The organism is Solwaraspora sp. WMMA2059, from assembly GCF_027497315.1.
In the GTDB taxonomy this organism is placed as follows: Bacteria; Actinomycetota; Actinomycetes; order Mycobacteriales; family Micromonosporaceae; genus Micromonospora_E.
In genome coordinates this window covers 463,955-485,778 of record NZ_CP114908.1, presented here as the reverse complement: position 1 = coordinate 485,778, position 21,824 = coordinate 463,955, and the positions used below count along the sequence as shown (strand labels likewise).

Annotated in this window: 15 protein-coding genes and 1 pseudogene; 4 read left to right on the top strand and 12 right to left on the bottom strand. The window is 71.9% G+C overall.

The window, feature by feature from the left end:
- Nucleotides 1-9: 9 nt before the first annotated feature.
- The 3 genes and pseudogenes from cydC to O7553_RS02240 all read left to right on the top strand — a co-directional run.
- Nucleotides 10-1,776: pseudogene (gene cydC / locus O7553_RS02250) on the top strand (thiol reductant ABC exporter subunit CydC); the annotation flags it as partial.
- A gap of 80 nt (nt 1,777-1,856) precedes the next feature.
- Nucleotides 1,857-2,906 (top strand): DNA primase, encoded by a 1,050-nt coding sequence (locus tag O7553_RS02245; protein ID WP_281555431.1) that lies wholly within the window; start codon nt 1,857-1,859, stop codon nt 2,904-2,906.
- 29 nt (nt 2,907-2,935) lie between these two features.
- On the top strand, nt 2,936-5,428 hold the full coding sequence (locus tag O7553_RS02240) for a transposase (protein ID WP_281553228.1): 2,493 nt from the start codon (nt 2,936-2,938) through the stop codon (nt 5,426-5,428).
- A gap of 292 nt (nt 5,429-5,720) precedes the next feature.
- On the opposite strand, the gene O7553_RS02235 is transcribed toward O7553_RS02240, so the two are convergent.
- The 5 genes from O7553_RS02235 to O7553_RS02215 all read right to left on the bottom strand — a co-directional run bounded on the left by O7553_RS02235 (nt 5,721) and on the right by O7553_RS02215 (nt 12,202).
- Nucleotides 5,721-6,308, bottom strand: coding sequence for an ATP/GTP-binding protein (locus O7553_RS02235; RefSeq protein ID WP_123605491.1), 588 nt, complete (start codon nt 6,306-6,308; stop codon nt 5,721-5,723).
- Between the two features lies 1 nt (nt 6,309).
- Nucleotides 6,310-6,687: a DUF742 domain-containing protein gene (locus O7553_RS02230; protein WP_281553227.1), complete on the bottom strand. Its 378-nt coding sequence runs from the start codon at nt 6,685-6,687 to the stop codon at nt 6,310-6,312.
- Between the two features lie 118 nt (nt 6,688-6,805).
- Nucleotides 6,806-7,210 (bottom strand): roadblock/LC7 domain-containing protein, encoded by a 405-nt coding sequence (locus O7553_RS02225; protein WP_278171351.1) that lies wholly within the window; start codon nt 7,208-7,210, stop codon nt 6,806-6,808.
- Nucleotides 7,207-10,719 (bottom strand): nitrate- and nitrite sensing domain-containing protein, encoded by a 3,513-nt coding sequence (locus tag O7553_RS02220; RefSeq protein ID WP_281553226.1) that lies wholly within the window; start codon nt 10,717-10,719, stop codon nt 7,207-7,209. The genes O7553_RS02225 and O7553_RS02220 overlap by 4 nt, the downstream gene beginning before the upstream one ends.
- A 403-nt stretch (nt 10,720-11,122) precedes the next feature.
- Nucleotides 11,123-12,202 (bottom strand): adenosine deaminase, encoded by a 1,080-nt coding sequence (locus O7553_RS02215; RefSeq protein ID WP_278171353.1) that lies wholly within the window; start codon nt 12,200-12,202, stop codon nt 11,123-11,125.
- 101 nt (nt 12,203-12,303) lie between these two features.
- Between O7553_RS02215 and O7553_RS02210 the strand changes: the two genes are divergently transcribed.
- The gene (locus tag O7553_RS02210; protein ID WP_281553225.1) at nt 12,304-13,251 is read left to right on the top strand and encodes a putative RNA methyltransferase; all 948 of its coding nucleotides are present in this window, start codon (nt 12,304-12,306) and stop codon (nt 13,249-13,251) included.
- 11 nt (nt 13,252-13,262) lie between these two features.
- Here the strand turns inward: O7553_RS02210 and O7553_RS02205 are convergent, their stop codons facing one another.
- The 7 genes from O7553_RS02205 to O7553_RS02175 form a co-directional block, all read right to left on the bottom strand.
- Nucleotides 13,263-13,943 carry a DUF4272 domain-containing protein gene (locus O7553_RS02205; protein WP_123605494.1) on the bottom strand — a complete coding sequence of 227 codons (681 nt, stop codon included), beginning with the start codon at nt 13,941-13,943 and terminating at the stop codon, nt 13,263-13,265.
- Between the two features lie 122 nt (nt 13,944-14,065).
- Entirely contained in the window at nt 14,066-15,358 is a 1,293-nt protein-coding gene (locus O7553_RS02200) for a thymidine phosphorylase (protein WP_281555430.1), read from the bottom strand.
- 144 nt (nt 15,359-15,502) lie between these two features.
- Nucleotides 15,503-16,324 carry a cytidine deaminase gene (locus O7553_RS02195; protein WP_281553224.1) on the bottom strand — a complete coding sequence of 274 codons (822 nt, stop codon included), beginning with the start codon at nt 16,322-16,324 and terminating at the stop codon, nt 15,503-15,505.
- 100 nt (nt 16,325-16,424) lie between these two features.
- On the bottom strand, nt 16,425-17,693 hold the full coding sequence (locus O7553_RS02190) for an ABC transporter permease (protein ID WP_281555429.1): 1,269 nt from the start codon (nt 17,691-17,693) through the stop codon (nt 16,425-16,427).
- A gap of 14 nt (nt 17,694-17,707) precedes the next feature.
- Complete coding sequence (locus tag O7553_RS02185) at nt 17,708-18,985, bottom strand: ABC transporter permease (RefSeq protein WP_281553223.1); 1,278 nt, start codon at nt 18,983-18,985, stop codon at nt 17,708-17,710.
- A complete protein-coding gene (locus O7553_RS02180) occupies nt 18,982-20,451 on the bottom strand; it encodes an ABC transporter ATP-binding protein (RefSeq protein WP_348651196.1) in 1,470 nt (489 codons plus the stop codon). The genes O7553_RS02185 and O7553_RS02180 overlap by 4 nt, the downstream gene beginning before the upstream one ends.
- Nucleotides 20,452-20,666: 215 nt before the next feature.
- Entirely contained in the window at nt 20,667-21,743 is a 1,077-nt protein-coding gene (locus tag O7553_RS02175; RefSeq protein ID WP_281555427.1) for a BMP family ABC transporter substrate-binding protein, read from the bottom strand.
- Nucleotides 21,744-21,824: the final 81 nt, after the last annotated feature.

The following is a 21,824-nucleotide window of genomic DNA, read 5'->3' as shown; positions in this document are numbered from 1 at the left end:
GAGCGGACCGTGCTGTCGCTGGCCCGGCCGTACCTCGGCCGGCTGGTCGGTGCCGGCCTGCTGGCCGCGGCGACCGAGGCGGCCGCGCTCGCGTTGATGGCCACCGCCGTGTGGTTGCTGATCACCGCCGCTGGTCGGCCGCCGCTGGACGCGGTCACCGTGGCGATCGTCGGCGTACGGGCGCTGGCGATCAGCCGGGGCGTGCTGCGCTACACGGAACGGTTGGCCGGTCACGACGCCACGTTACGGGTGGTCACCGACGTACGGTTCCGGATCTTCACCGCGCTGGCCGCGCGACGGCCGACCACCGAGGACCGCTCCGGCGACGCCCTCAGCCGGTTGGTCTCCGACGTCGAGGCCGTGCAGGATCTGCTGCTGCGGGTGCTGGTGCCCGGTACCGCTGCGGCCACCGTCGCGGTGCTCGCGGTCGCCGGCGCCGCGACGGTCAGCCCGGCGGCGGCGCTCACACTGGCGGCCGGGCTGGCGGTCGCCGGTGGCGGTCTGCCGGCGGTCGCGGCGCTGCTCACCTGGCGTACGGCTGACCGGGTGGCGCCGCTGCGCGGCGAGTTCGCGGCGGACGGCGCCGATCTGATCCACGGGGCGGCCGACCTGGCGGCGTTCGGCGGCACCGCCGACGCCCTGCGCCGGAGCACCCGGCGGGCCCGGGAACTCGCCCGGCTGGAGCGGCGGCTGGCGGCGACCGGCTGGGCGGTCGACGGCGTCGGCGTGCTCGTCGCCGGGCTGACCGTGGCGGCGGTGACGGTGACCGCGTTGCGCGACGACGTCGGCGGGGTACTGGTCGGCGTCCTCGCGGTCGGTGCCCTGGCCGCCGTCGAGATGAGTCTGGCGCTGGTCGCCGCCGCCCGGCAGTGGGCACAGCTGCGCGGCGGGCTGCGCCGGGTCGCCGACCTGCTGACCGAAGCGGGCCAGGCCGACGCCGGACAGACCGACGCCGAGCCGCGTACGACGGGACCGGCCGCGGCCGACCCGGTCGGCGCTGCGGCGGCCGACGGCCGCCGGCCGACGCTGGTGCTCGACGGCGTCACGGTGCGATACCGGGCCGGCGCGTCACCGGCGTTGGACCGGGTCGATCTGTCGCTGCCGCCCGATCGCCGGATCGCCGTGGTCGGTCCGAGCGGCGCCGGCAAGAGCACCCTGCTTGGCGTGCTCACCGGGGCGGTGCCACCGGACGGCGGCCGGGTGACGGTCGACGACGTGGACCTGGCCGACGTGCCGGCCGGAGGGCGGCACCGGCTGGTCGGCGGGCTGCTCGCCGAGGCGTACGTGTTCAACGCCACAGTTCGCGACAACCTGCTGCTGGGCCGGCCCACGGCGACCGACGACGAGCTCGCCGCTGCGGCGGCTGCGGCCGGCCTGTTCGACTGGGTACGCGAGCAGCCGGACGGCTGGCAGACCCTGGTAGGGGCGGCCGGCAGCCGGATCTCCGGTGGACAGCGGCAGCGGCTCGCCCTCGCCCGGGCGCTGCTGGTCGGCCCATCGGTGCTGGTCCTCGACGAACCCACCGAAGGGCTCGACCCGCCGACGGCGGACACGGTGCTGGCGTCGGCGCTGGCCGCCGCCGACGGCCGCAGCGTGGTGCTGGTGACCCACCGGCTGACCGGGCTCGAATCGATGGATGAGATCCTGGTGTTGGACGCTGGCCGGATCGTCCAACGGGGCGACCACGCCGAGCTGACCGGACGGCCCGGCTGGTACCAGGAACAGTGGATCATGCAGCGGGCCGCCGAACAGGGTTACCTGGCGGCAGCCAACTGAGGCGGGACGGGGTCCGGGCATGCCACACGGCGGGCAGCCCACTAGGGTGTGCGCAGAGTCACCCACCCGACAGTCCGGGTCTGGGCGCCGTCACCGGAGAACACACGGAGGTCAGCGTGGCCAAGTTGCCGAACCAGCCCGATGCCGACCGGCGCACGGCCGGATCCGAGGGTCCTGACGACGCGGTGGACGCCGCGACGGCCGACGTCGAAGCAGCGGCCGACACCGTATCCGACCCCGACGACACGGCGCTCGCCGCCGACCGGTCGCTCTGGCAGGACGTACGGATCGACCCGGTCGAGATCGCGTTGCCGGCTGGCGTCGGCTACACGCTGCGCGCCTACCGGCCGTCCGCCGCGTTGACCCCGACCGACATCTCCGAGCGCGAGGAGGATGATCTGTTCGCCGCTCGGCAGCGGGCAGCCGCCGAGGAGGACGAGGACGACGAGTCCGTGGTCATCCTGGACGAGGAGTTCGCCGCAGCGCTCGCGGAGGAAGAGAAGGAGCAGCAGGCCGGGTCAACGAGCAAGTCGGGCAAGGGTGGCAAGGCCGGCAAGGGTGACGCAGCCGGTGGGAGTGACGACGCCGACGAAGTCGCCGATGCGGATGCCGATGTCGATGTCACCGAGTCGGCCGACGGCGGTGAAGAGGTGCCGATCTTCCTCAGCCACCGGGGCAAGCTGCTGCTGTTCCGCGACCCCGAGGCGCTCGTCAGTTTCGTCCGGTCCGGCGCGTCGCACGACCTCGCGCAGCTGGACAGCTGGCCGGATCTGGTCGACCGGCTGCAGCCGGCGGACGTCGCGGCGCTCCCGGAGGACACCTACGAACTCGATCTCGTGGTGGAGAACCTGCGAGGCGGCCACGACGCCTGGGACGCGGCGCTGCTGATCCAGTCCGGCGAGGTCGCGAGGGACCTCGCGTACGCTCTGCGGATGCCCTCAGTGCTGGACATGCTCTCCACCGGATCCAGGCTGGACGATCTTGACGAGGCGCTAAGGTCGACGGTTGACGGCGGCATCGGCGGTTTCATGGCGCGCCGCAAGTTGAAGAAAATCGGGGCACAAACGGCAAGTCTCGGCTGGCGCACGATTATCGGCAAGATCTCTGCCGCTGCGGACTGGCGCGACTGACCCCTCACCAGGGACCATCAGTCCTTGGCATGACGGGTGTCCGGGAGGAGGACGGCGCGGTGGCGCTCGTGCGGGTGTACTGCGGTCTGGCATCGGCGGACCGGGCTGCCCGGTCGGCTTCGACCGGTCCGGCCCTGTCCGCCGCGATAGTCGACGACGCCGGCCGGCTGCTCGACGTCTGCGAGATCGGCGACGACCCGGCTGGCTACGCCCGGCTGAGCTGCATGCTCATCGAGCGGTCGGGTGGCGCGAGCGGAGCTGCCATCGCCGCCGACAGTGACGACCACGTCGTCACCTCGCTGCTGACCGCTGCCGGTCGCCCACTCGCGGTGGCCGACGACGACGCCGCGGACGACTACGCCGAGCGGTTCGCCGACGACGAGTCGCTGGACGAGATGTCCTCCGCGCCGGCCCAGCGGCGCGCCGTCGGGCTGGCCCGGTCGCTCCAGGCCGGGGCGATGTCCGCGGTGGCCCTGCCCGTCTCCCGCGACCTTGTCGCGTACAAGCCGGTGCTGGCCGCGCACGCCGCGTTGGCCAACGGCCGGCAGGCCGCCGCCGTGGCACTGCGCGAGGTGCTCCGGGAGCTGTACCCGGCCGCGCTGCGGGCCTACCCCGACCCGGCCGAGCCGGTCGCGCTCGCGGTGCTCGACGCCCTGCCGGAGCCGGGCATGCTCAGCGGCACCAGCTCACGCAACCGCGAGCTCACCGTCGCCGCTGACGCGGTCGCCGCCCACCTCGCCTCCGACGGGGTGGCCGACGCGCAGACCATCGACGCGGCGGTGACCGCCCTACGGGTGGCGATCGTCGAGTCGCCCCGCCGCAGCACTGTCAACAAGGCGCTCACCTCGGCCACCGCCGAGACGGTGCGGCACGCCGTCGCCGCCGTCCGGGCCTGCGACGCCGCCGCCGATGCCCTGGTCGCCACCCTGACCGCCCGGGTCGTCGCCCCGCCCCCGATCGGCGCGCCGCACGCAGCGCGCCGGGCGGCCGACCCGACCTCCGGGCCGCCGGCACCCGGGCTGCACGCGGTACCGCCGGCCCCGGACGCCGGCCCGAGTCGCACCCCCGCCGGCGGCCGGCGGGCCCGCCCGCAGCCGGTAGGCGGTGGCACCCCCACCTCCCCTCAGCCGATGACCACGCCGCCGGTGGCACCGGCCCCGGTGGCGCCGCCGCCGAACGCGCCGACGCCACTCACCCCACTCGCCCCGGTGGCCCGGCGTTCCGCCGAACCGGGCAGCGACCGTCCGGTGTCCGCCCCTCCCCCTCCCCCGCCACCGCCCGGGATGACCCCGATGCCGGCGCAACGTCCCGGCATCGCACCAGCGGACGCCGGCGAGCCGTTCCGCGCCACGCTCACCACTGCTGCCATCAACGACGCGCGGGCACAGCGCCGGCCGACCCCGATCACCCCTCGGCCGAACACCCGGGCAGGTGCCGGTCCGGCCGGCCCCGCCCCGACCATCTCGCCACAGTCGGCGCCACCGGCGGGTACGGCGCCGGTCTCCGGGACCCCGGTGTCGGCGCACCCGGTCTCTGGCAGCCCGATGTCCGGGGCACCGATGTCCGGGGCACCGGCCTCGGCAGCACCGGTCAGTGGTTCGCCGCTCGCCGAGCCGCCGACCGGAGGCTTCTCCGCGACCGATTACAGCCTGCCCGTTCCCGCCCCCCGACCCGGTCCGCCGACGTCGTCACCACCCGGTTCCCGGTCCAACTGGCCGCTGGTGCCGCCCGGTCCCGACGGCGCTGACGAGCCCGATCCGGTCTACCCGGGAGGGCACGAGGAACACCTGCCGGCCGCGTCCAACGGGCACAGCGGCCGGGTCAAGCCACCGTGGCTGGCCGACGACCTGCCGCCGGAGCCACCGATGCTGCGTCTGGTCGAACCGCCGGTCGCCGACCAGGTCCGACAGGACGACTTCCGAGCCGACGGCTACGGACGGCCCGACAGCTACCGGCCCGACGACTACAGCCGGCCCGACGCCCCGGCGGAGACTCCACCGCTGCGTCTCGTGGACGCTCCCCAGCCCACCGAGTACGGTCGCGGCCGTCGGGCCGCCGTAGAGCCGCTGAGCGCCCCGCCCGTACCCGATGAGGGCGACGGCGACCTGCTGATCTTCGCGGCGGCACGGTCGGCCTGGTTCGTCCGGCATCCGGAAACCGACGGGGCGGAGTTCGCGACGCAGGCGGACAACGGCTGGCGGGCTGCCGAGTTGGCCGCGCAGCCGTCGATCGGTGCCGCAACCAACGCCGGGCTACCGAAGCGGGTGCCGCAGGCCAACCTGGTTCCGGGCTCACCGCTGCGCGACGAGCGCCCGCTGCGGATCGTCCGAGACGCGGCGAGCATCGCCGAACACACCAACGGCTACTTCCGGGGCTGGCGTCGAGGTCAGGAGATCGGCGGGTACGCCGTCGGCGGACGGCCCGGCCGGGAAGCCGCCGGCGGATGGGACTTCAGCCGGGACCAGAGCGGACAGGGCGACGGCCGCGAGTACGAGTACCGACCGGCCGGTCACCACTCCTGACCGGGGGTCACCACCCGCCGCTGACGGGTACCCGCGTGCTCGGGCCTGGTGCCGGCCTGCTCGGGCCTGGTGCCCGAGAGTCGTGCCCGCCGTGCTCCGTACACCCGTCGTGGAACGCCCGTCCTGCCGCAGGTGCCACTGCCGCCCACGCCGATGTCGCTCCCACCCCGCTGATGTCGGCAGGCACCACACGCGGGCCGGCCGCAAACGACACCTACCGACGGCACCTGGGTCAGGTGCCGCCGGTTCGGGTCGCAGATCGGGAGAGTCCGTGCCGGGTGGGTCGGGGCGGTCAGGCCGGTGCCACCGCGCGCTGACGCCGCATGGTCAGCACGTACTCGACCAGCGAGATCAGCACGTGCTTCGTCGACTCACGGTTCCGCGCGTCACACGGGACGACAGGGACGTCGCTGGAGATGGCCAGCGCGTCACGCACGTCCTGCGGATCGTGGTACTGCATGCCGTCGAAGCAGTTGATCGCCACCAGGTAGGGCAGCCGCCGATGCTCGAAGAAGTCGATCGCCGCGAAGCAGTCGGCTAGTCGACGGGTGTCGACCAGCACCACCGCCCCGATCGCTCCTCGCACCAGTTCGTCCCACATGAACCAGAATCGAGTCTGGCCCGGCGTACCGAACAGATAGAGGATCAGATCTCGGTCGATCGAGATACGTCCGAAGTCCATGGCGACCGTGGTGGTCGTCTTTCCCGGCACCTGTCGCGTGTCGTCCACGCCGACACCGGCCGAGGTCATGATCGCCTCGGTGGTCAACGGCGTGATCTCCGAGACCGAGCCGACCAGCGTCGTCTTGCCGACGCCAAACCCACCGGCGATCACAATCTTCGCCGATGTCACGCGCCCGGCCATGGGGCGGTGCGCCATGTCAGAGCCTGCGAAGTCCACTCAGCACCCTCTCCAGCAGTTCCGTGCCCACCGCGTCGTTCGTGTCGTCCAAGGATGTCGGCTCGTACACCGCGACCAGGCCGTCCGAGGCCATGTCCGCGATGATGACCCGGGCTACTCCGAGTGGGAGCTGCATCCGCGCCGCGATCTCAGCGAGCGACTGCAGCCGGCCGTCACATAGCGCGGCAATGTATTGGTGCTCCCGGCCCGAGCCGCCTTGCACAGCGCCTGAGGACCGGCCGCGCACCGTCGTTTCCACGAGCGCCTCGAGGGCGATTTCCAGCTTCGGCCGGGTACGACCACGGGTAACGGCGTACGGCCTGACCAGAGCACCGGTCGGTTCATCGCGCTCGGTCATCTGCCGTCACCCCCTCTCGTCCTGCCCGCAGCTCCACCTGTCGGAGCTCGTAGCGTCCAGTTCTTCTCTGCTAGACCGGTGCCGGTCGTCGACGCCGGCACCGGTCTCGTCAGCGTGGTCAGCCCAGCATTCCGGCGGCCGTGCGGGGCGCTGGCGTCAGCGCCTCGCCAACCCGGTCCACCAGCAGAGCCATCTCGTACCCCACCTGGCCGACGTCAGAGCTTCGGGCGGCCAGTACCGCGAACGACGAACCGTCCGAGATCGACATGAGGAAGAGGAAGCCGTTGTCCATCTCAACCACTGTCTGCAGCACCGCACCACCCTCGAAACACCGCGCCGCGCCCTGGGTGAGGCTGACCAGTCCGGAGGCGATGGCCGCGAGCTGGTCCGCACGGTCCCGGGGAAGATCCCGGGACGCCGCCAGGAGCAGACCGTCCGCTGAGACCGCAATCGCGTGAGCGACCCCCGGCACGCGATCGGCGAAGTTGGCCAGCAGCCAACCGAGATCCTGCGTAGTTGTCATCCCTCATGCTCCTTGCCAGCCTGCGAGGATTGCTGCCCTCCCGGGGTCGCCCCCGGGTTGGTCGAGTGGTCGTCCTTGGGCTGAGTACGGCCGCGTTGCACACCACGGTGGTACGCGGACAATAGCCCACGGACCGCTTCCGGTGTGCGACGCTGTACCGAACCTGACGCCTTGTCTACGCCACCTGGTACTAGCTGTGCCATCGGGACCCGCTTGGGCAGGCCCGCCTGGGTCTTTTCGGCCACTTCGACATCAGCCGCAGCGCTTGCCGCGCGCCAGCCGTCGTCTGCGGCGGTCTGCCAGCTGTCCTGCGGACCCTCGCCACCGCCGCCACCGGCCGCAGCCGACCGCGAGGTGGCGGCCACCGGCTCGGGTCGACGCGGCAACGACGAACCGGGCCTGCCAGCCGTGGTCGTCCCGGATTCCGTCGCCGGAGCGGGTGGCTGGGAGGCCTCCACCTTGGCGATCGGCTGGGTGGTGGCGGCCGAGGCCGCACCACCGGACTGCTTGATCATTGCTCCCGCTGCCGCCCGCGCTTCGTCTGCGGTGGGGCGCCGGGTCCGGAACCAAGCCGACTCGAGCTCGCGGAAGATCGGCAGTTCCATGGTCTCGTCGGCGAACTGCTTGGGTGCCGCTGGCGGGGTGATCGTCGGGTGCTGGGCGGTCGCCGCGTTGTCCGGACCTGACCGGGACACCCTCGGCAGTTCGGCGGTCATGTCCAGCGCCGCAGCGAGCTTCTCCGGGACCGGCGGTGCCGGGGTGTCCCGTTGCTCCGCCGCGACCGGCGGCCAGGCCGGTGGTGCCGCGCTGGGCGGCGGCGCGGCCGAGGGTGCCGGAGCAGCCGGTGGCGGTGTCGCCGGTCGTTGCTGGTGCGGCGGCGGCTGCGTCGGGCGTTGGAAGCTGGCCGGCTGCTGGAACGCGGCGGGCTGTGGGGCGGCTGCCGGTGGTGGCGCCGGCGGGGCCGAGAACGGCCGGACCGGGGGTGCGGATACCGGCGGGACGTACGGCTGCCCACTGACCGGTTGGTGGCCGGTCGGCGCGCCGTGGGTCTCCGGCGAGGTGGGGGCCTGACGCGGGATGCCGCTGGTGGGCGCCGCTCCGGTCACCTCGCCGTCGACTGTCCAGTGATCGTTGGATCGGCGCTGTGGCAGCGGACCGGTGCGCTGCTGGCCATTGGCCGGCGGGGCTCCCAGCACGTCGGAGCCGTTGGCGCCGTTCGTGCCGTTGGTCGCTCCGGTCAGGTCCGACCAGGCTGGCATCGGGCGGGCCGGGGCGGCCGGCGGGGTCGCCGGGCCACCACCGTTGATCGGTGCCGGTTCGAACGGTCGTGGCGGGGGGCCGGCCGGTGCCGGTGCCGGTGGCTCGGCCGGTCGGCCGCCGAAGCCACCGCCCGACGGCCCGTTGCCGCCCTCCAACGCAAGGGGTGCGGCGAACGACGGCCGGGCGACGGCGGGCATCTCCTGGCCGCCACCGGAGCCGAACGCGGCCGGGGCGGCGTTGCGGCCGGCGAGGGCCCGCGGAATCAGCACCGAGGTCGGCAGGGTGACGTCGGCGACTGTGCCCCGGTCGGCGGCTGGGCGCAGCTCGACCTTGACACCGTGCCGCTTGGCCAGCCGGGCGACCACGACGAGACCCATCATCCGGGACACTGCCACGTCGACCATCGGCGGGTTGGCCAACCGGTCGTTGAGCTCCCGCAGCTGGTCGGCGCTGACGCCGATACCGCGGTCCTCGACGTAGAGCACGGCACGGTCGCCGACCCGGCGGGCCTCGACCATCACCTGCGAGTCCGGCGGCGAGAAGGCCGTGGCGTTGTCGAACAGCTCGGCGACCAGGTGGACCAGGTCGTTGACGGCGTGCGCGGCGACCTCGATGTCCCGGTCGACCATCCCGAATTCGATCCGGGTGTAGTGCTCGACCTCGGACTGCGCGGCGCGCAGCACGTCGCTCAGTGCCGCCGGCTCACGCTGTACGCGGGTAGAGTCCGCGCCGGCGAGAACCAGCAGGTTCTCGTCGTTGCGCCGCATCCGGGTGGCGAGGTGATCGAGCTGGAAGAGTTCGCCGAGCCGGTCCGGGTCCTCCTCGCCGCGCTCCAACCGGTCCAGGTGGCCGATCAACCGGTCGACCAGGATCTGTGACCGGCGGGCGAGGTTGACGAACATCGTCGACACCGACGAACGCAGTGCGGCCTGTTCGGCGGCGGTCTTGACCGCCTCCAGGTGAACCGCGTTGAACGCTTCGGTCACCTGACCGAACTCGTCCTTGCTGCGGACCGGCAGCGGCTCGGCGATCTGGTTGGCCAGTTGCATCGGCGAGCTCTGCGCGGTGACCTGCGGGTCCCGCAGTCGGGCAACAGCATGCGGGAGACCGTGCTGGGCCACAGCGAGCGCGCCCTGGCGCAGTTCACGCAGCGAACGCGCCATCGCCTGGGCGACCAGAGCAGCGAAGAGGATCGCCAGCAGCAGCACGACGAGCAGCAGGATCGTCTCGATCAACAACTGCTGCTGTACGTCGTCGCGCAGGATGGTGGCCTCGTTGACCACGTCGCTGTCGATCTTCTGCTCGACGGTGCGGATCAGGTCCGCGTGTCCGGTCAGCGCCGCGTCCCAGGCGTCGGCGTCGAACGGCGTGTCACGCATCGACTCTTCGTTCTGGCCCCGGATGAAACCGCCGTAGGTGTCCGCTTCCCGCAGCGCCGGACCGGCCACCGTCTGGTTGTAGAACTCCAGGTCTTCCTGGACGGCGGCGGCCTCGAAGCTCTGCCGGGACTGGGCCTGGCCGGCCCGGGTACTGATGTAGTCGGTTCGCAGTGACGGGGTCAACGCGTTCTGGCTGAACGCCCGCAGCACGACGATCCGCTCACGGGAGAGGAACTCCTTGTTGCGGGCCAGCGAAGCGGCGGCCCGCATGTGGTCGCTCAGCTCGGTGTCGTTGGCCAGCTGGGCGGCCGAGTCGCGGATGTCGAGCAGGTCGCTGAGCAGCACCTCGTAGGCGCGGGCGGCCTCGGTGAGACGGTAGGTGCCGTCGGCGGTGGCGCTGTTGACCACCTGGCTGCGTACCCCGGGCAGGTCGGCGAGGTTCTGGTCGATCCGGGAAAGCAGGTTACGGAAGTTCACCGGCAGGTCGGTCAGCTCCGCGCGGCGCTGCGAGTACGGCGTCCGGGCCTCGTCGACGGTGCCGTGCAGGGCGTTGTACGCATCGAGGTAGCCCTGCCGGCGCTGCTCGTTGCCGGTGCCGAGCAGGAGCACTGCGGCGGCCCGCTCGTTCTGCAGGTCGTGGGCCAGGTCGCCGGAGGCGGCGGCCAAGGTGGCAAGTGTGCGTGCCTGAGACGCGTTCCCAGCGGTCTCCAGGTGCCCGATGAGGCCGTTGGTACCGACCACGATCGTCGCCAGGGTCGGCACGATCATGATCAGACCGAGCTTGGACCAGATCGGCAGATCGTTGAGCCGGCCAACCGGCCGGCGGAGACGCGACAGGAATGAATCTGCCGTCTTCGGCCGCTCGCTCACGTCACCGCCCTCCTCATCGGTGCCGGTTCGTTGCACCGGACACCCCATCGGCCGACCCGGGCGGATCGGACCCCCGAGATTCCATCACGACACCACGCAAAGAGAAAGCCCAGGTGGCTCGTCACTGCGAGTGTGATGCGATGGTTATCCCGACCTGTGACAAATAGCACTTGCCTGATCACGTTAAGTAAACACTTCGGTCCGTGTTGCCGGCTTCGAGGGCAACTGTGCTCTCGGAGCGCGACGAGCATCTTACGCCCACCACGTCGAGCCGCCACCACCGATAGGACCCGCCGGACATGGCCCTCCGCGACCAGCCACCGACCGGGTGGTTGGCTACCGGTGGCCCGAACGGGGGACCACTGTCGGCGGCCGATGGGCCACCGGCGGGTTGGCTACCAGGTCAGCCGATCAGCTTGGCGTACGCAGGCTTGATGACGTCGTCGATGACCGCCAGCCGCTCGTCGAACGGGATGAACGCACTCTTCATCGCGTTCACCGTCAACCACCGCAACTCCGACCACCCCCACCCGAACGCCTCCACCAACAACCACATCTCCCGCGACATCGACGTCCCACTCATCAACCGGTTGTCCGTGTTCACCGTCACCCGGAACCGCAGATCACGCAACAACCCCACCGGATGCTCACCAATCGAACCCACCGCACCCGTCTGCACATTCGACGACGGACACAACTCCAACGGAATCCGCTTGTCCCGCACATACGACGCCAACCGCCCCAACCGCACCCCACCCCCACCCACCTCGATGTCATCCACGATCCGCACCCCATGCCCCAACCGATCCGCACCACACCACTGAATCGCCTGCCAGATCGACGGCAACCCGAACGCCTCACCCGCATGAATCGTGAAATGAAAATTCTCCCGCTGCAAAAACTCGAACGCGTCCAAATGCCGCGTCGGCGGAAAACCCGCCTCCGCACCCGCGATGTCGAACCCCACCACCCCCACATCCCGGTACCGCACCGCCAACTCCGCGATCTCCTGCGACCGCGCCGCATGCCGCATCGCCGTCAACAACGTCCCCACCCGGATCACCCGACCCGCCTCCGCCGCCTCCGCACACCCCGCCGCGAACCCCGCCAACACCGCCTCCACCACCTGACCCAACCCCAACCCCCGCGACAGATGCTGCTCCGGCGCGAACCGCACCTCCGCGTACACCACCCCGTCCGCCGCCAGATCCACCGCACACTCCGCCGCCACCCGGAACAACCCCGCCTCCGTCTGCATCACCGCCACCGTGTGCGCGAACGTCTCCAGATACCGCTCCAACGACCCCGAATCAGCCGCCGACACGAACCACCGACCCAACTCCGACGGATCCGTCACCGGCAGCACATGACCCACCTCGTCCGCCAACTCCACCACCGTCGCCGGCCGCAACCCACCATCCAGATGGTCATGCAGCAACACCTTCGGCGCCCGAACGATCTCCGCCAACGAAACAGCCACCATGGGTGGAGGGTAGTAGGTTCCGACGTCGCGCTCCGGCACGGGACACGGGTATTGCCGATGCCTGCGCGGGTGCCGGTCACCAGCCAGGCAGGATGTCTACGATGCTCACCGACGTACTGCCGTACCTGCGCTGCCCGGTCTGCCGAGCGCCGCTCGCCGCCCGCGACGGCGGCGTCCCCCGCGCGGGCGGCACCAACGGCAACGCCGACGGCGCCGTGCGGGCGCTGCGCTGCCCGGCTGGACACAGCTTCGACGTGGCCCGGCAGGGCTACGTGGACCTGGTGACCGGCCGGGCACGGCACGCCGGCGACTCCGCCGAGATGGTCGCCGCCCGCGACGAGTTCCTTCGAACCGGACATTTCGACGTTGTCGCCACGGGGCTGGTCGAGGCGGTGGGCAGCCCGGCCCTCGACAACCGAGCCCCCGACAACCGGGTCGCGGGCAAGCCGGCTCCGGACGACCGGGCCGGGCCGATCGTGGTTGATGCCGGCGCCGGGACCGGGGCCTACCTCGCGGCGGTGCTCGACGCGCTGCCCGGCGCCGTCGGACTCGCCCTGGACCTGTCCAAGGCGGCGGTACGCCGGGCCGCCCGCGCCCATCCGTCGGCCGCCGCGGTCCGCTGCGACACCTGGCGACCGTTGCCCGTCGCCGACGCCTGCGCCGACCTGGTGCTGAACGTGTTCGCTCCGCGCAACGGCGGGGAGTTCGCCCGGATCCTGCGCCCGCGCGGCGCGCTGGTCGTGGTCACCCCGCTGCCCGACCATCTCGGCGAGGTGATCGGCCCCCTCGGGTTGCTCCGGGTGGACCCGGCGAAGGACGACCGTACCGGCGCGGCGCTACGGCACCATTTCGACCGGGTCGCGCTGCACGTCCTGCGCCGCCGGCTGCGCCTGTCGCACCGCGACGTCACCGCGCTGGTACGGATGGGGCCGAGCGCCCGGCACACCGACCCGGCCGACCTGGCCTCGGCGATCGCCGCGCTGCCGGAACCGGTCACCGTCTCCGCCGCCGTCCAACTGGCGATCTACCGCTGCCAGCCGGGCAGCTGACCGAGGACCGGTCAGGTCGACAGGTCAACCTCTTCCCAGCCGGGCGGCGCGTCGTGGTACGGGCCCCGGAAGACGACCGCCCATTCCAGGGCCCACCGCCGTTGCCCGATGGCGTTGGCGTCCACCACCCCGGGCAACGGGTCGCCCCGCCGTTCCGCTTCCAGGTAACCCCAGTCCAGGCAGTAGTAGAAGTCGAGCAGTACGGCGGCCTCGGCCGCGTCGCGGGGGGCGACGAGGGTCCGGGAACGCCATTGGGCGAAGGTTTCGCCGGCCGCCAGCTTCGGCAGCAACGCCATCAGTCGGTCGTCGGAGACCGCGACCGGGTCGAGGTGCCGGGTCAGCCCCAGCACCCAGGCCAACGCGAAGATCGCGTCGTGGTGCAGGACGAACGAGCGGTGGTCGCCACGCCCCCCGATGACGAACTGCCACTCCGGCGGGGTGACCAGCTCGACCAGGTGCGAGTTGAGCAGCCAGCTCATCGCCGCCTGCGGCGGCATCCCGAAGCAGCGGGCCAGCACCAGATGCAGGATCGCGGTGCGGGCCTCGATCTCCGGGGTGGGCCGCAGCTCGACCCCGTCACCCGGCTCCCAGACCAGCGGGAAGCCGGCCGGAGGCAACGGTAGGCGGAGCCGACGCAGCTCGTCGAGACTCTCCGCGCGGATGGCCCGGGGGTCAGGAGCGAGTACGGTCACAGGCTTCGTTCCCTGCTAGTCGGCGGCGGCTTCTCTCCTGGACGGACCCCCGGCGAGGCAGGATATCCGCTCTGTGTCACGGGTACCACGACAAGGGGTGTCGGTGCGCCGGTCGCGGCGGATCAGGCGATCCGGTCGACGACCAGCTCGGTGGTCGCCGGTGGCGCGTCGGTGAGCTGAACGGGATCCGTCGGGCCGAACCCGCCGGAGAGGGCCGGCAGCACGTCGGCGATCCGGTCGGGGTCGTCGGCGCGCAGCTCGACGAGGGGATCACCGGCCCGGACCGACTCCCCCGGACGGCGGTGCAGGATCACCCCGGCGGCGGCGCTGACCGGATCCTCCTTGCGGGCCCGGCCGGCACCGAGCCGCCAGGCGGCCACCCCGATCGCGCGGGCGTCGACTGCGGCGACGTGACCGTCCCGGTCGGCGCGGACCAGTTCGGTTTCGGCGGCGACCGGTAGCGGGGCGTGCGGGTTCCCGCCCTGTGCGGTGATCATCGCCCGCCAGGTGTCCATCGCCCGACCGTCGCGCAGCGCGGCGGCCGGGTCGGCGTCGCGCAGGCCGGCGGCGTCGAGCATTTCGCGGGCCAGCGCGAGGGTGAGCTCCACGACGTCCGCCGGCCCACCGCCGGCGAGCACCTCGACCGATTCGGTCACCTCGACGGCGTTGCCGACCGCCCGGCCGAGCGGGGTGGACATGTCGGTGAGCAGGGCGACCGTGCGGACGCCGTGTGCGGCGCCCAGGTCGACCATGGTGCGGGCGAGCTGCCGGGCGTCGGCGACCGACGCCATGAAGGCTCCGCTGCCCACCTTGACGTCGAGGACCAGCGCGCCGGTGCCTTCGGCGATCTTCTTGCTCATGATCGAGCTGGCGATCAGCGGGATTGCTTCGACGGTGCCGGTGACGTCGCGCAACGCGTACAGCTTGCGGTCGGCCGGGGCGAGGCCGTCGCCGGCCGCGCAGATGACCGCGCCGACGTCGCGCAGCTGGTCGACGAAGCGGTCGTTGGTCAGGTCCGCCCGCCAGCCGGGGATCGACTCCAGCTTGTCCAGGGTGCCGCCGGTGTGGCCGAGCCCTCGGCCGGACAGCTGCGGTACGGCGGCGCCGCAGGCGGCGACCAGCGGGGTCAACGGCAGGGTGATCTTGTCGCCGACGCCACCGGTGGAGTGCTTGTCGACGGTGGGCCGAGGTACGCCGGACAGGTCGAGCCGCTCGCCGCTGGCGATCATGGCGGCGGTCCACCGGGCGATCTCCGCGGTGTCCATGCCGCGTAGCAGGATCGCCATGGCCAGCGCCGACATCTGCTCGTCGGCGATCTCACCCCGGGTGTACGCGGCGATGGTCCAGTCGATCTGGGCGTCGCTGAGCCGGCCGCCGTCGCGTTTGGTGCGGATCACGTCGACGACGCCGGCCATCTTGGTGCTGTCACTAGACAAATCGGTCATACCTTCACAATGGTTCCAGGGTCGCGGGCGACGCCGGAGAGGGCGGGGTAGGAAAATCGGCTGCCGGATGCTCGCGGTGCTGCTGCCAGGTGCTCGCGGTGCTACCGCGCTCGATCAGCTGGTCCAGCGGGTGCTCACCTCGGTCGGCGGGTCGCCTTCGCCGGCCCAGGAGACCCCGCCGTCGGCGTCGACCACCACCACCCGGTGGGTGCGCGCCCGGCCCCAGGCCACCACCGACTCGGCCGACGGCCAGCTCGGCGCCTCCTCCAGGATGCCCGAGCCGGCCGCCTCGCCGGTGGATTCGGACCGTTCCCAGTAGCCGGTCCAGACCAGCTCGCCGCCGGCCGAATCGGGGTGCACGAAGACGGTGCCCCGGCCCCGCCACTTGGCCAGCCGGGCCGGCACCGCGGTGTCCGGTGCCACCACCGGGCGGCCGGCGGCGTCGGCCCGCCCGACGTGCTCGGGGCCGACCCGGTCCCGCTCCGCCACGCCACGACCGGCACCGCGTCCGGTGCCCCGGCCGACGCCGACGCCCGGGGCGAGCGCGGCGGCCGCGAGGTCCGCCGGGCCGAACGCGTGCGGCAGCAGCTCTGCCACGGTCAACGGCGCAGGCAGCGCCTCGACCTGGCACTCCGGCCCGCCGTGCTCCCACAACAGCTGACGGCAGCGGCCGCACGGCATCAGCGGCTGGCCGTCCCCGCCGACGCAGGACAACGCCACCAGCCGGCCGCCGCCGGTGCTGTGCAGCGACGAGACGACACCGCACTCGGCGCAGAGCACCACGCCGTACGCGGCGTTCTCGACGTTGCAGCCGACGACCACCCGGCCGTCGTCGACCAGCCCGGCCGCGCCGACCGGAAAGTTCGAGTACGGCGCGTACGCGTGCCGCATCGCCTCGGTCGCGGCCCGCCGCAGCTCCACCCAGTCGATCTCCACGACTGCCCTCCTCACCTGCACCGGCCACCGCCACCGGCCGGTCGGCCCGGTTCGCACGACCGGACCTGACCGGCCAGTAGTAAACGGTAACCGGCGTTGATCAGGCTTTGATGTAGGGCTTGCCGTCGGCGGCCGGTGCCCGTACCCGGCCGACCAGTCCGGCGACCGCGAGCAGCGTCGCGAGGTACGGCAGCATCGCCAGGAACTGGCTCGGGATGGCGCTGCTGATCGCCCCCAGGTAGGCACCGAGCTGGTCGGCGAAGCCGAAGAACAGCGACGCCAGCAGCGCCCCGGTGGGACTCCACCGGCCGAAGATCATCGCGGCGAGGGCGATGAAGCCCTTGCCGCCGATCATGTTCTTGGTGAACGAGTAGAGCAGCAGGGTGTACGACCCGCCGCCGATCCCGGCCACCATGCCGGCCAGCAGCACGTTGCGGTAACGCAATCCCAGCACCCGTACGCCGAGGGTGTCCGCCGCGATCGGGTGTTCGCCGATCGACCGGGTCCGCAGCCCCCACCGGGTCCGGAACAGCGCCACATTGATCACCACGACCAGGATCAGCGCCAGGTAGAGGAAGATGCTGCCCCGGAACAGCGCCGGCCCGAGCACCGGGATGTCGGACAGCAGCGGGATCTCCCAGGTGCCGAAGTGCGGCGGCTGGTTGTAGGCCGGCTGGTCGGTCTGCATCAGCCGCTCGTAGAGGAAGCCGGTCAGGCCGATCGCGAACAGGTTCAGCACGATGCCGATGACCACCTGGTCGACCAGGTAGCGGATGGCGAACAGGGCCAGCAGCAGCGAGATGAACGCCCCGCCGAACGCGGCGGCGATCAGCCCGACCCAGACGTTGCCGGACATGGTGCCGATCAGCGCACCGGCGAACGCACCCATCAGCAGCTGTCCTTCGATGGCCACGTTGACCACCCCGGAGCGTTCGCAGAGCACCCCGGCCAGCGAGCCGAAGACCAGCGGCAACGCCAGCAGGAAGGTGCCCCGGACGATGTTGACCATCGGCATGAAGTTCTGCCCGGTCGGCGCGGTGGAGATCTGCCAGCAGAGGAAGCTGACCACGAAGCCGACGATGCCGACGCCGAGCAGCCAGCGGAACCAGCGGGCACCGTACGGGCTGAGCAGCAGCGCACCGGCGGCGAGGGTCGCCAGGCCGAACAGCACCGCGCCCAGGTTGCCGGGGATCCGCAGCGCGGCCCCGCCGGCGGTCTCGCTGAGCGTGAACCGGGCCTGCTGCTCGGCGGCGAGCGAGCCGAAGACGGCGGCCGCGACCACGCCGGCGGCGACCAGGACGGCGCCGCTGATCCGGGTACGGTTCCAGAACCGTTGCACCACCGCCACCGGGGCGTCAGTTGCGATCATGGTGGACAACGCGGTCACCAGCCCTTCGCCATGCTGGTCTGCAACCGGGCGGACCGGGCCGCCCGGAGCTGGAAGATCGCCTTCACCAGGGCGGGGGCGGCGATGAAGATGACGATCAACGCCTGGAGCACGGTGACCAGTTCCAGTGAGATACCGGAACCCGACTGCATCGCGTTGCCACCGGCCCGCAGCGCCCCGAACAGCAGCGCCGCCAGCGCGACACCCCACGGTTTGACCCGGCCGAGCAGGGCGACCAGGATGCCGTCGAAGCCGATCTGGGCCGCGACCAGCGGGGTCAACGCGTTCGCCGTGCTGCCGAGCACCATGTTGGCGCCGCCCAGCCCGGCGAGCCCGCCGGCGACCACCATCAGCAGTACGTAGGTGCCGGTGACGCTGATCCCGGCGGTCCGCGCGGCGTCCGGGTTGGCGCCGACGGCGCGCAGTTCGAAGCCGAACGTGGACCGGTTGAGCAGCCACGCGACGGCGGCGGTGACGACGACCGCCAGCAGGATGCCGGCGTGCACCCGCAGCCCGTCGCCGAGCAGCCGGGGCAGCTGGGCGGTGGTGTCCACCGGCCGGCTGATCGCGTCCGGCCGGTCCGGGTTCTGCACCCCGGGCTGCACGATGATCCAGGTGAGGAAGTACAGCGCCACGTAGTTGAGCATGATCGTGGTGATCACCTCGTGGGCGCCGGTACGGGCCTTGAGGAAACCGGGGAAGAAGCCCCACAGCGCGCCGCCGAGCGCCCCGGCCAGCACCGCGACGACCACGTGCAGCACCAGCGGCAGCGGCAGCAGGAAGCCGGCCAGCGCGGCCACCACGACGCCGATGATCGCCTGCCCTTGAGCGCCGATGTTGAACAGGCCGCCCCGGAAGGCCAACGCCACCGACAGCCCGGTGAAGACCAGCGGCGCGGTGTAGGTCAGCGTCTCGGAGATCGGCCGGAACACCGTCGACCACTCGGTGTCCCCGGCGAAGAAGGACCGTACCGCCGCCGGGTCGATCACCGAGCCCTTGAACAGGTTGGCGTACGCCTCGCTGACCAGGGTCCAGCTGGCGGACAGCGCGTCACCCGGGCGGGCGAAAAAGTAGGTGTAGGTGGCGAGCACCTCCGGGTCGGAGATGATCATCAGTACGCCGCCGATGACGACGGCCAGCAGCAGGGCGAGCACCGTCACGGTGACGGTGTTGGCGGCCCACAGGTTGTGCAGGAAGCGCTGGCCGAGGGAGTCACCGGCTTCGGCGGGCGGCTTGTCCGGCGAACCGGCCGACGAGCCGTTGTCGCTGCTCATTGCGTCCCTTCTTGCTCGGTCCCGCCGGTGACCCCGGCCATCAGCAGGCCGATCTGTTCCCGTGGGGTGTCCGGTCCGACCACGGCGATGATCCGGCCGCGGTACATCACCGCGATTCGGTCGGCCAGCCCGATCACCTCGTCCAGTTCGCTGGAGACGACCAGGACGCCGGTGCCGGCGTCGCGTTCGTCGACGATCCGGCCGTGGATGAACTCGATGGAGCCGACGTCGACGCCCCGGGTCGGCTGGGCGGCGATGAACAGCTTCAGCGGCCGGCTCAGCTCCCGGGCCACGATCACCTTCTGCTGGTTGCCGCCGGACAGGGTGCCGACCGCCGCCTGACCCGAGGACGTACGGATGTCGAACTGGGCGATCCGCTCGGTCGCGGAGGCGGCGATGGCCGCCGGCCGCAGCGCCAGACCGGATCCGAACGGCGGCTGGTCGTACAGGTCGAGCACCAGATTCTCGGCGACGGTGAACTCCTTGACCACGCCGTCGACGCTGCGGTCCTCCGGCACGTAGCCGACCCCGGCACGGAGCACCCGTTTGGTGCTCCAGCCGTCGATGCGCTCGCCGTTGAGGGTGACCGTGCCGGCCGCCGCCGGCAGCAGACCCATGATCGTCTCGACGAGTTCGGTCTGGCCGTTGCCCTGCACTCCGGCGATGCCGAGCACCTCGCCGGCCCGTACGGTCAGGTCGACCCCGTCGACCACCCGCACGCCGCGCTCGTCGTCGACGACCAGGCCGGCCACCTCGAGCACCGGCCCGCCCGGCTGCGCCGGGGACTTGTCCACGGTGAGGCTGACGCTGCGGCCGACCATCAGCGCGGCCAACTCGTCGCGGCTGGCGGTCGGCTCGGCGGTGGCGACCGTACGGCCCCGCCGGATCACCGTGATCCGGTCGGCGATCGCCTTCACCTCGCCGAGCTTGTGGGTGATGAAGACGATCGACTTGCCGGCCGCCTTCAGCGACCGCATCACGGTCAGCAGGTCCTCGGTCTCCTGCGGGGTGAGCACAGCGGTCGGCTCGTCGAGGATCAGCAGGTCGACGTCGCGGGTCAGCGCCTTGACGATCTCCACCCGCTGCTGGATGCCGACCGGCAGGTCCTCGATCACCGCGTCCGGCTCGACCGCCAGGCCGTACCGGTTCGAGACGTCGGCCACCTCGGCGCGGGCCCGGCGCTGGTCGAGGAAGCCGAGCAGCCCGCCCCGGGTGCGTTCGGCACCGAGCATGACGTTCTCCGCCACGGTGAGCACCGGCACCAGCATGAAGTGCTGGTGCACCATGCCGATGCCGGCGGTGATGGCGTCCCGTGGGCTGCGGATCTTGATCGGGGTGCCGTCCACCAGGATCTCGCCCTCGTCCGGCTGCAGCAGCCCGTAGAGGACGTTCATCAGGGTCGACTTGCCGGCGCCGTTCTCGCCCAGCAGGGCGTGGATCTCGCCGGGCTCGACGGTCAGGTCGATGTGGTCGTTGGCGACCAGGTCGCCGAAGCGTTTGGTGATGCCGCGCAGTTCGAGTCTCAGCGGAGCCTCCCGGGGAGACTCCGGGCCACCGGCGGGTGCCCGGAGGGGTCGATGGCTGAGGCCGCCCCTGTCACCGGGGTCTGTGGACCCCGGTGACAGGGGCGGGGTGTCGCTCGCGGGGCGTGCCGGGGCAGCCCCGGCACGCCGGCCGCCGGCTACTCCGGCTGCGCGTCGGAGGTGACCTCGATGGTGCCGGCGATGATGTCCGCCTTGAGCTGCTCGACCTCGGCCTTCAGCTCGTCGGAGACGCGGTCGTCGAACTCGTTGTACGGGGCCAGCGAGACGCCGTTGTTCTCCAGGTTCCCCAGGTAGCCCGGGTCGGCGGCGAGCTCGTCGCCGTTCGCGCCGGCCAGCACGGCCTGCTTCACCGCGTCCGGGATGTTCTTGACCACGGTGGTCAGGAAGGTGTCGCAGTACTGCTCGGCGCTCTGGCAGCCGTCGACGTCGACCCAGATCACGCTGTACGCGCCACCGGCGGCCTGCGCGGCAGCGGCGGTGCCGAGCCCGGCGCCCCCGGCGACCGGCATGATCACGTCGGCGCCCTGGGCGACCAGGCTGTCGCCGACCTTCTTGCCCTCGTCCTGCTTGACGAAGTCGTTGGTGAACGAGCCGTTCTGGGTCGCCTTGTCCCAGCCGAGCACCTGCACGTCGGCGCTCTTGACCTCGTTGTAGTGGGCGACGCCGTCGACGAAGCCGTCCATGAAGATGGTCACCGGCGGGATCGGCAGGCCGCCGTAGGTGCCGACGATGCCGCTCTCGGAGAAGCCGGCCGCCAGGTAGCCGGCGAGGAACGCGGCCTGGGCGGTGTCGAACTGCATCGGGTAGACGTTGGCCAGGTCGGTCGTGGCGTCGACGATGCCGAACTGCTGGTCCGGGTTGGCCTCGGCGACCGCGATGGTGGCGTCGCGCATCAGGCCGCCGACGGCGAGGATGAAGTCGCAGTCCCCGGTGACGTAGCCGGTCAGGTTCGGCTCGTAGTCGGCCTCGGCGCTGGAGGCGACGTAGTCGCCGTCGACCGCGTCGTTCTCGCTCTGCGCCGCCTCGATCCCGGCCCAGGCCGAGGCGTTGAAGGACCGGTCGTCGATGCCGCCGACGTCGGTCACCATGCACGCCTTGTACGCCTCGGTGGGCTCGCCACCGGTGCCGTCCGTGCCTTCGTTATCGGGTGCCTCGCCGCACGCGGCAGCGGTGAGCGCCAGCCCACCCGCCGCGATCATCGAGACGATCCGCATCCCACGCGTAGCGCGCAAGACGGTCTCCTTCCATTGCACACCGCAGACTGTCGCGGCATCGCGTCCCCACCCGGCCGGTCG

Excerpts from the sequence above, each read along its gene's own strand:
- O7553_RS02215 (WP_278171353.1), bottom strand. The coding sequence starts at position 12,202 with ATGGTGGCTGTTTCGTTGGCGGAGATCGTTCGGGCGCCGAAGGTGTTG.
- O7553_RS02225 (WP_278171351.1), bottom strand. The coding sequence starts at position 7,210 with ATGACAACTACGCAGGATCTCGGTTGGCTGCTGGCCAACTTCGCCGAT.
- O7553_RS02230 (WP_281553227.1), bottom strand. The coding sequence starts at position 6,687 with ATGACCGAGCGCGATGAACCGACCGGTGCTCTGGTCAGGCCGTACGCC.
- O7553_RS02235 (WP_123605491.1), bottom strand. The coding sequence starts at position 6,308 with ATGGCGCACCGCCCCATGGCCGGGCGCGTGACATCGGCGAAGATTGTG.
- O7553_RS02190 (WP_281555429.1), bottom strand. The coding sequence starts at position 17,693 with ATGATCGCAACTGACGCCCCGGTGGCGGTGGTGCAACGGTTCTGGAAC.
- O7553_RS02185 (WP_281553223.1), bottom strand. The coding sequence starts at position 18,985 with ATGAGCAGCGACAACGGCTCGTCGGCCGGTTCGCCGGACAAGCCGCCC.
- O7553_RS02210 (WP_281553225.1), top strand. The coding sequence starts at position 12,304 with ATGCTCACCGACGTACTGCCGTACCTGCGCTGCCCGGTCTGCCGAGCG.
- O7553_RS02200 (WP_281555430.1), bottom strand. The coding sequence starts at position 15,358 with ATGGCCGGCGTCGTCGACGTGATCCGCACCAAACGCGACGGCGGCCGG.
- O7553_RS02240 (WP_281553228.1), top strand. The coding sequence starts at position 2,936 with ATGACGGGTGTCCGGGAGGAGGACGGCGCGGTGGCGCTCGTGCGGGTG.
- O7553_RS02175 (WP_281555427.1), bottom strand. The coding sequence starts at position 21,743 with ATGCGGATCGTCTCGATGATCGCGGCGGGTGGGCTGGCGCTCACCGCT.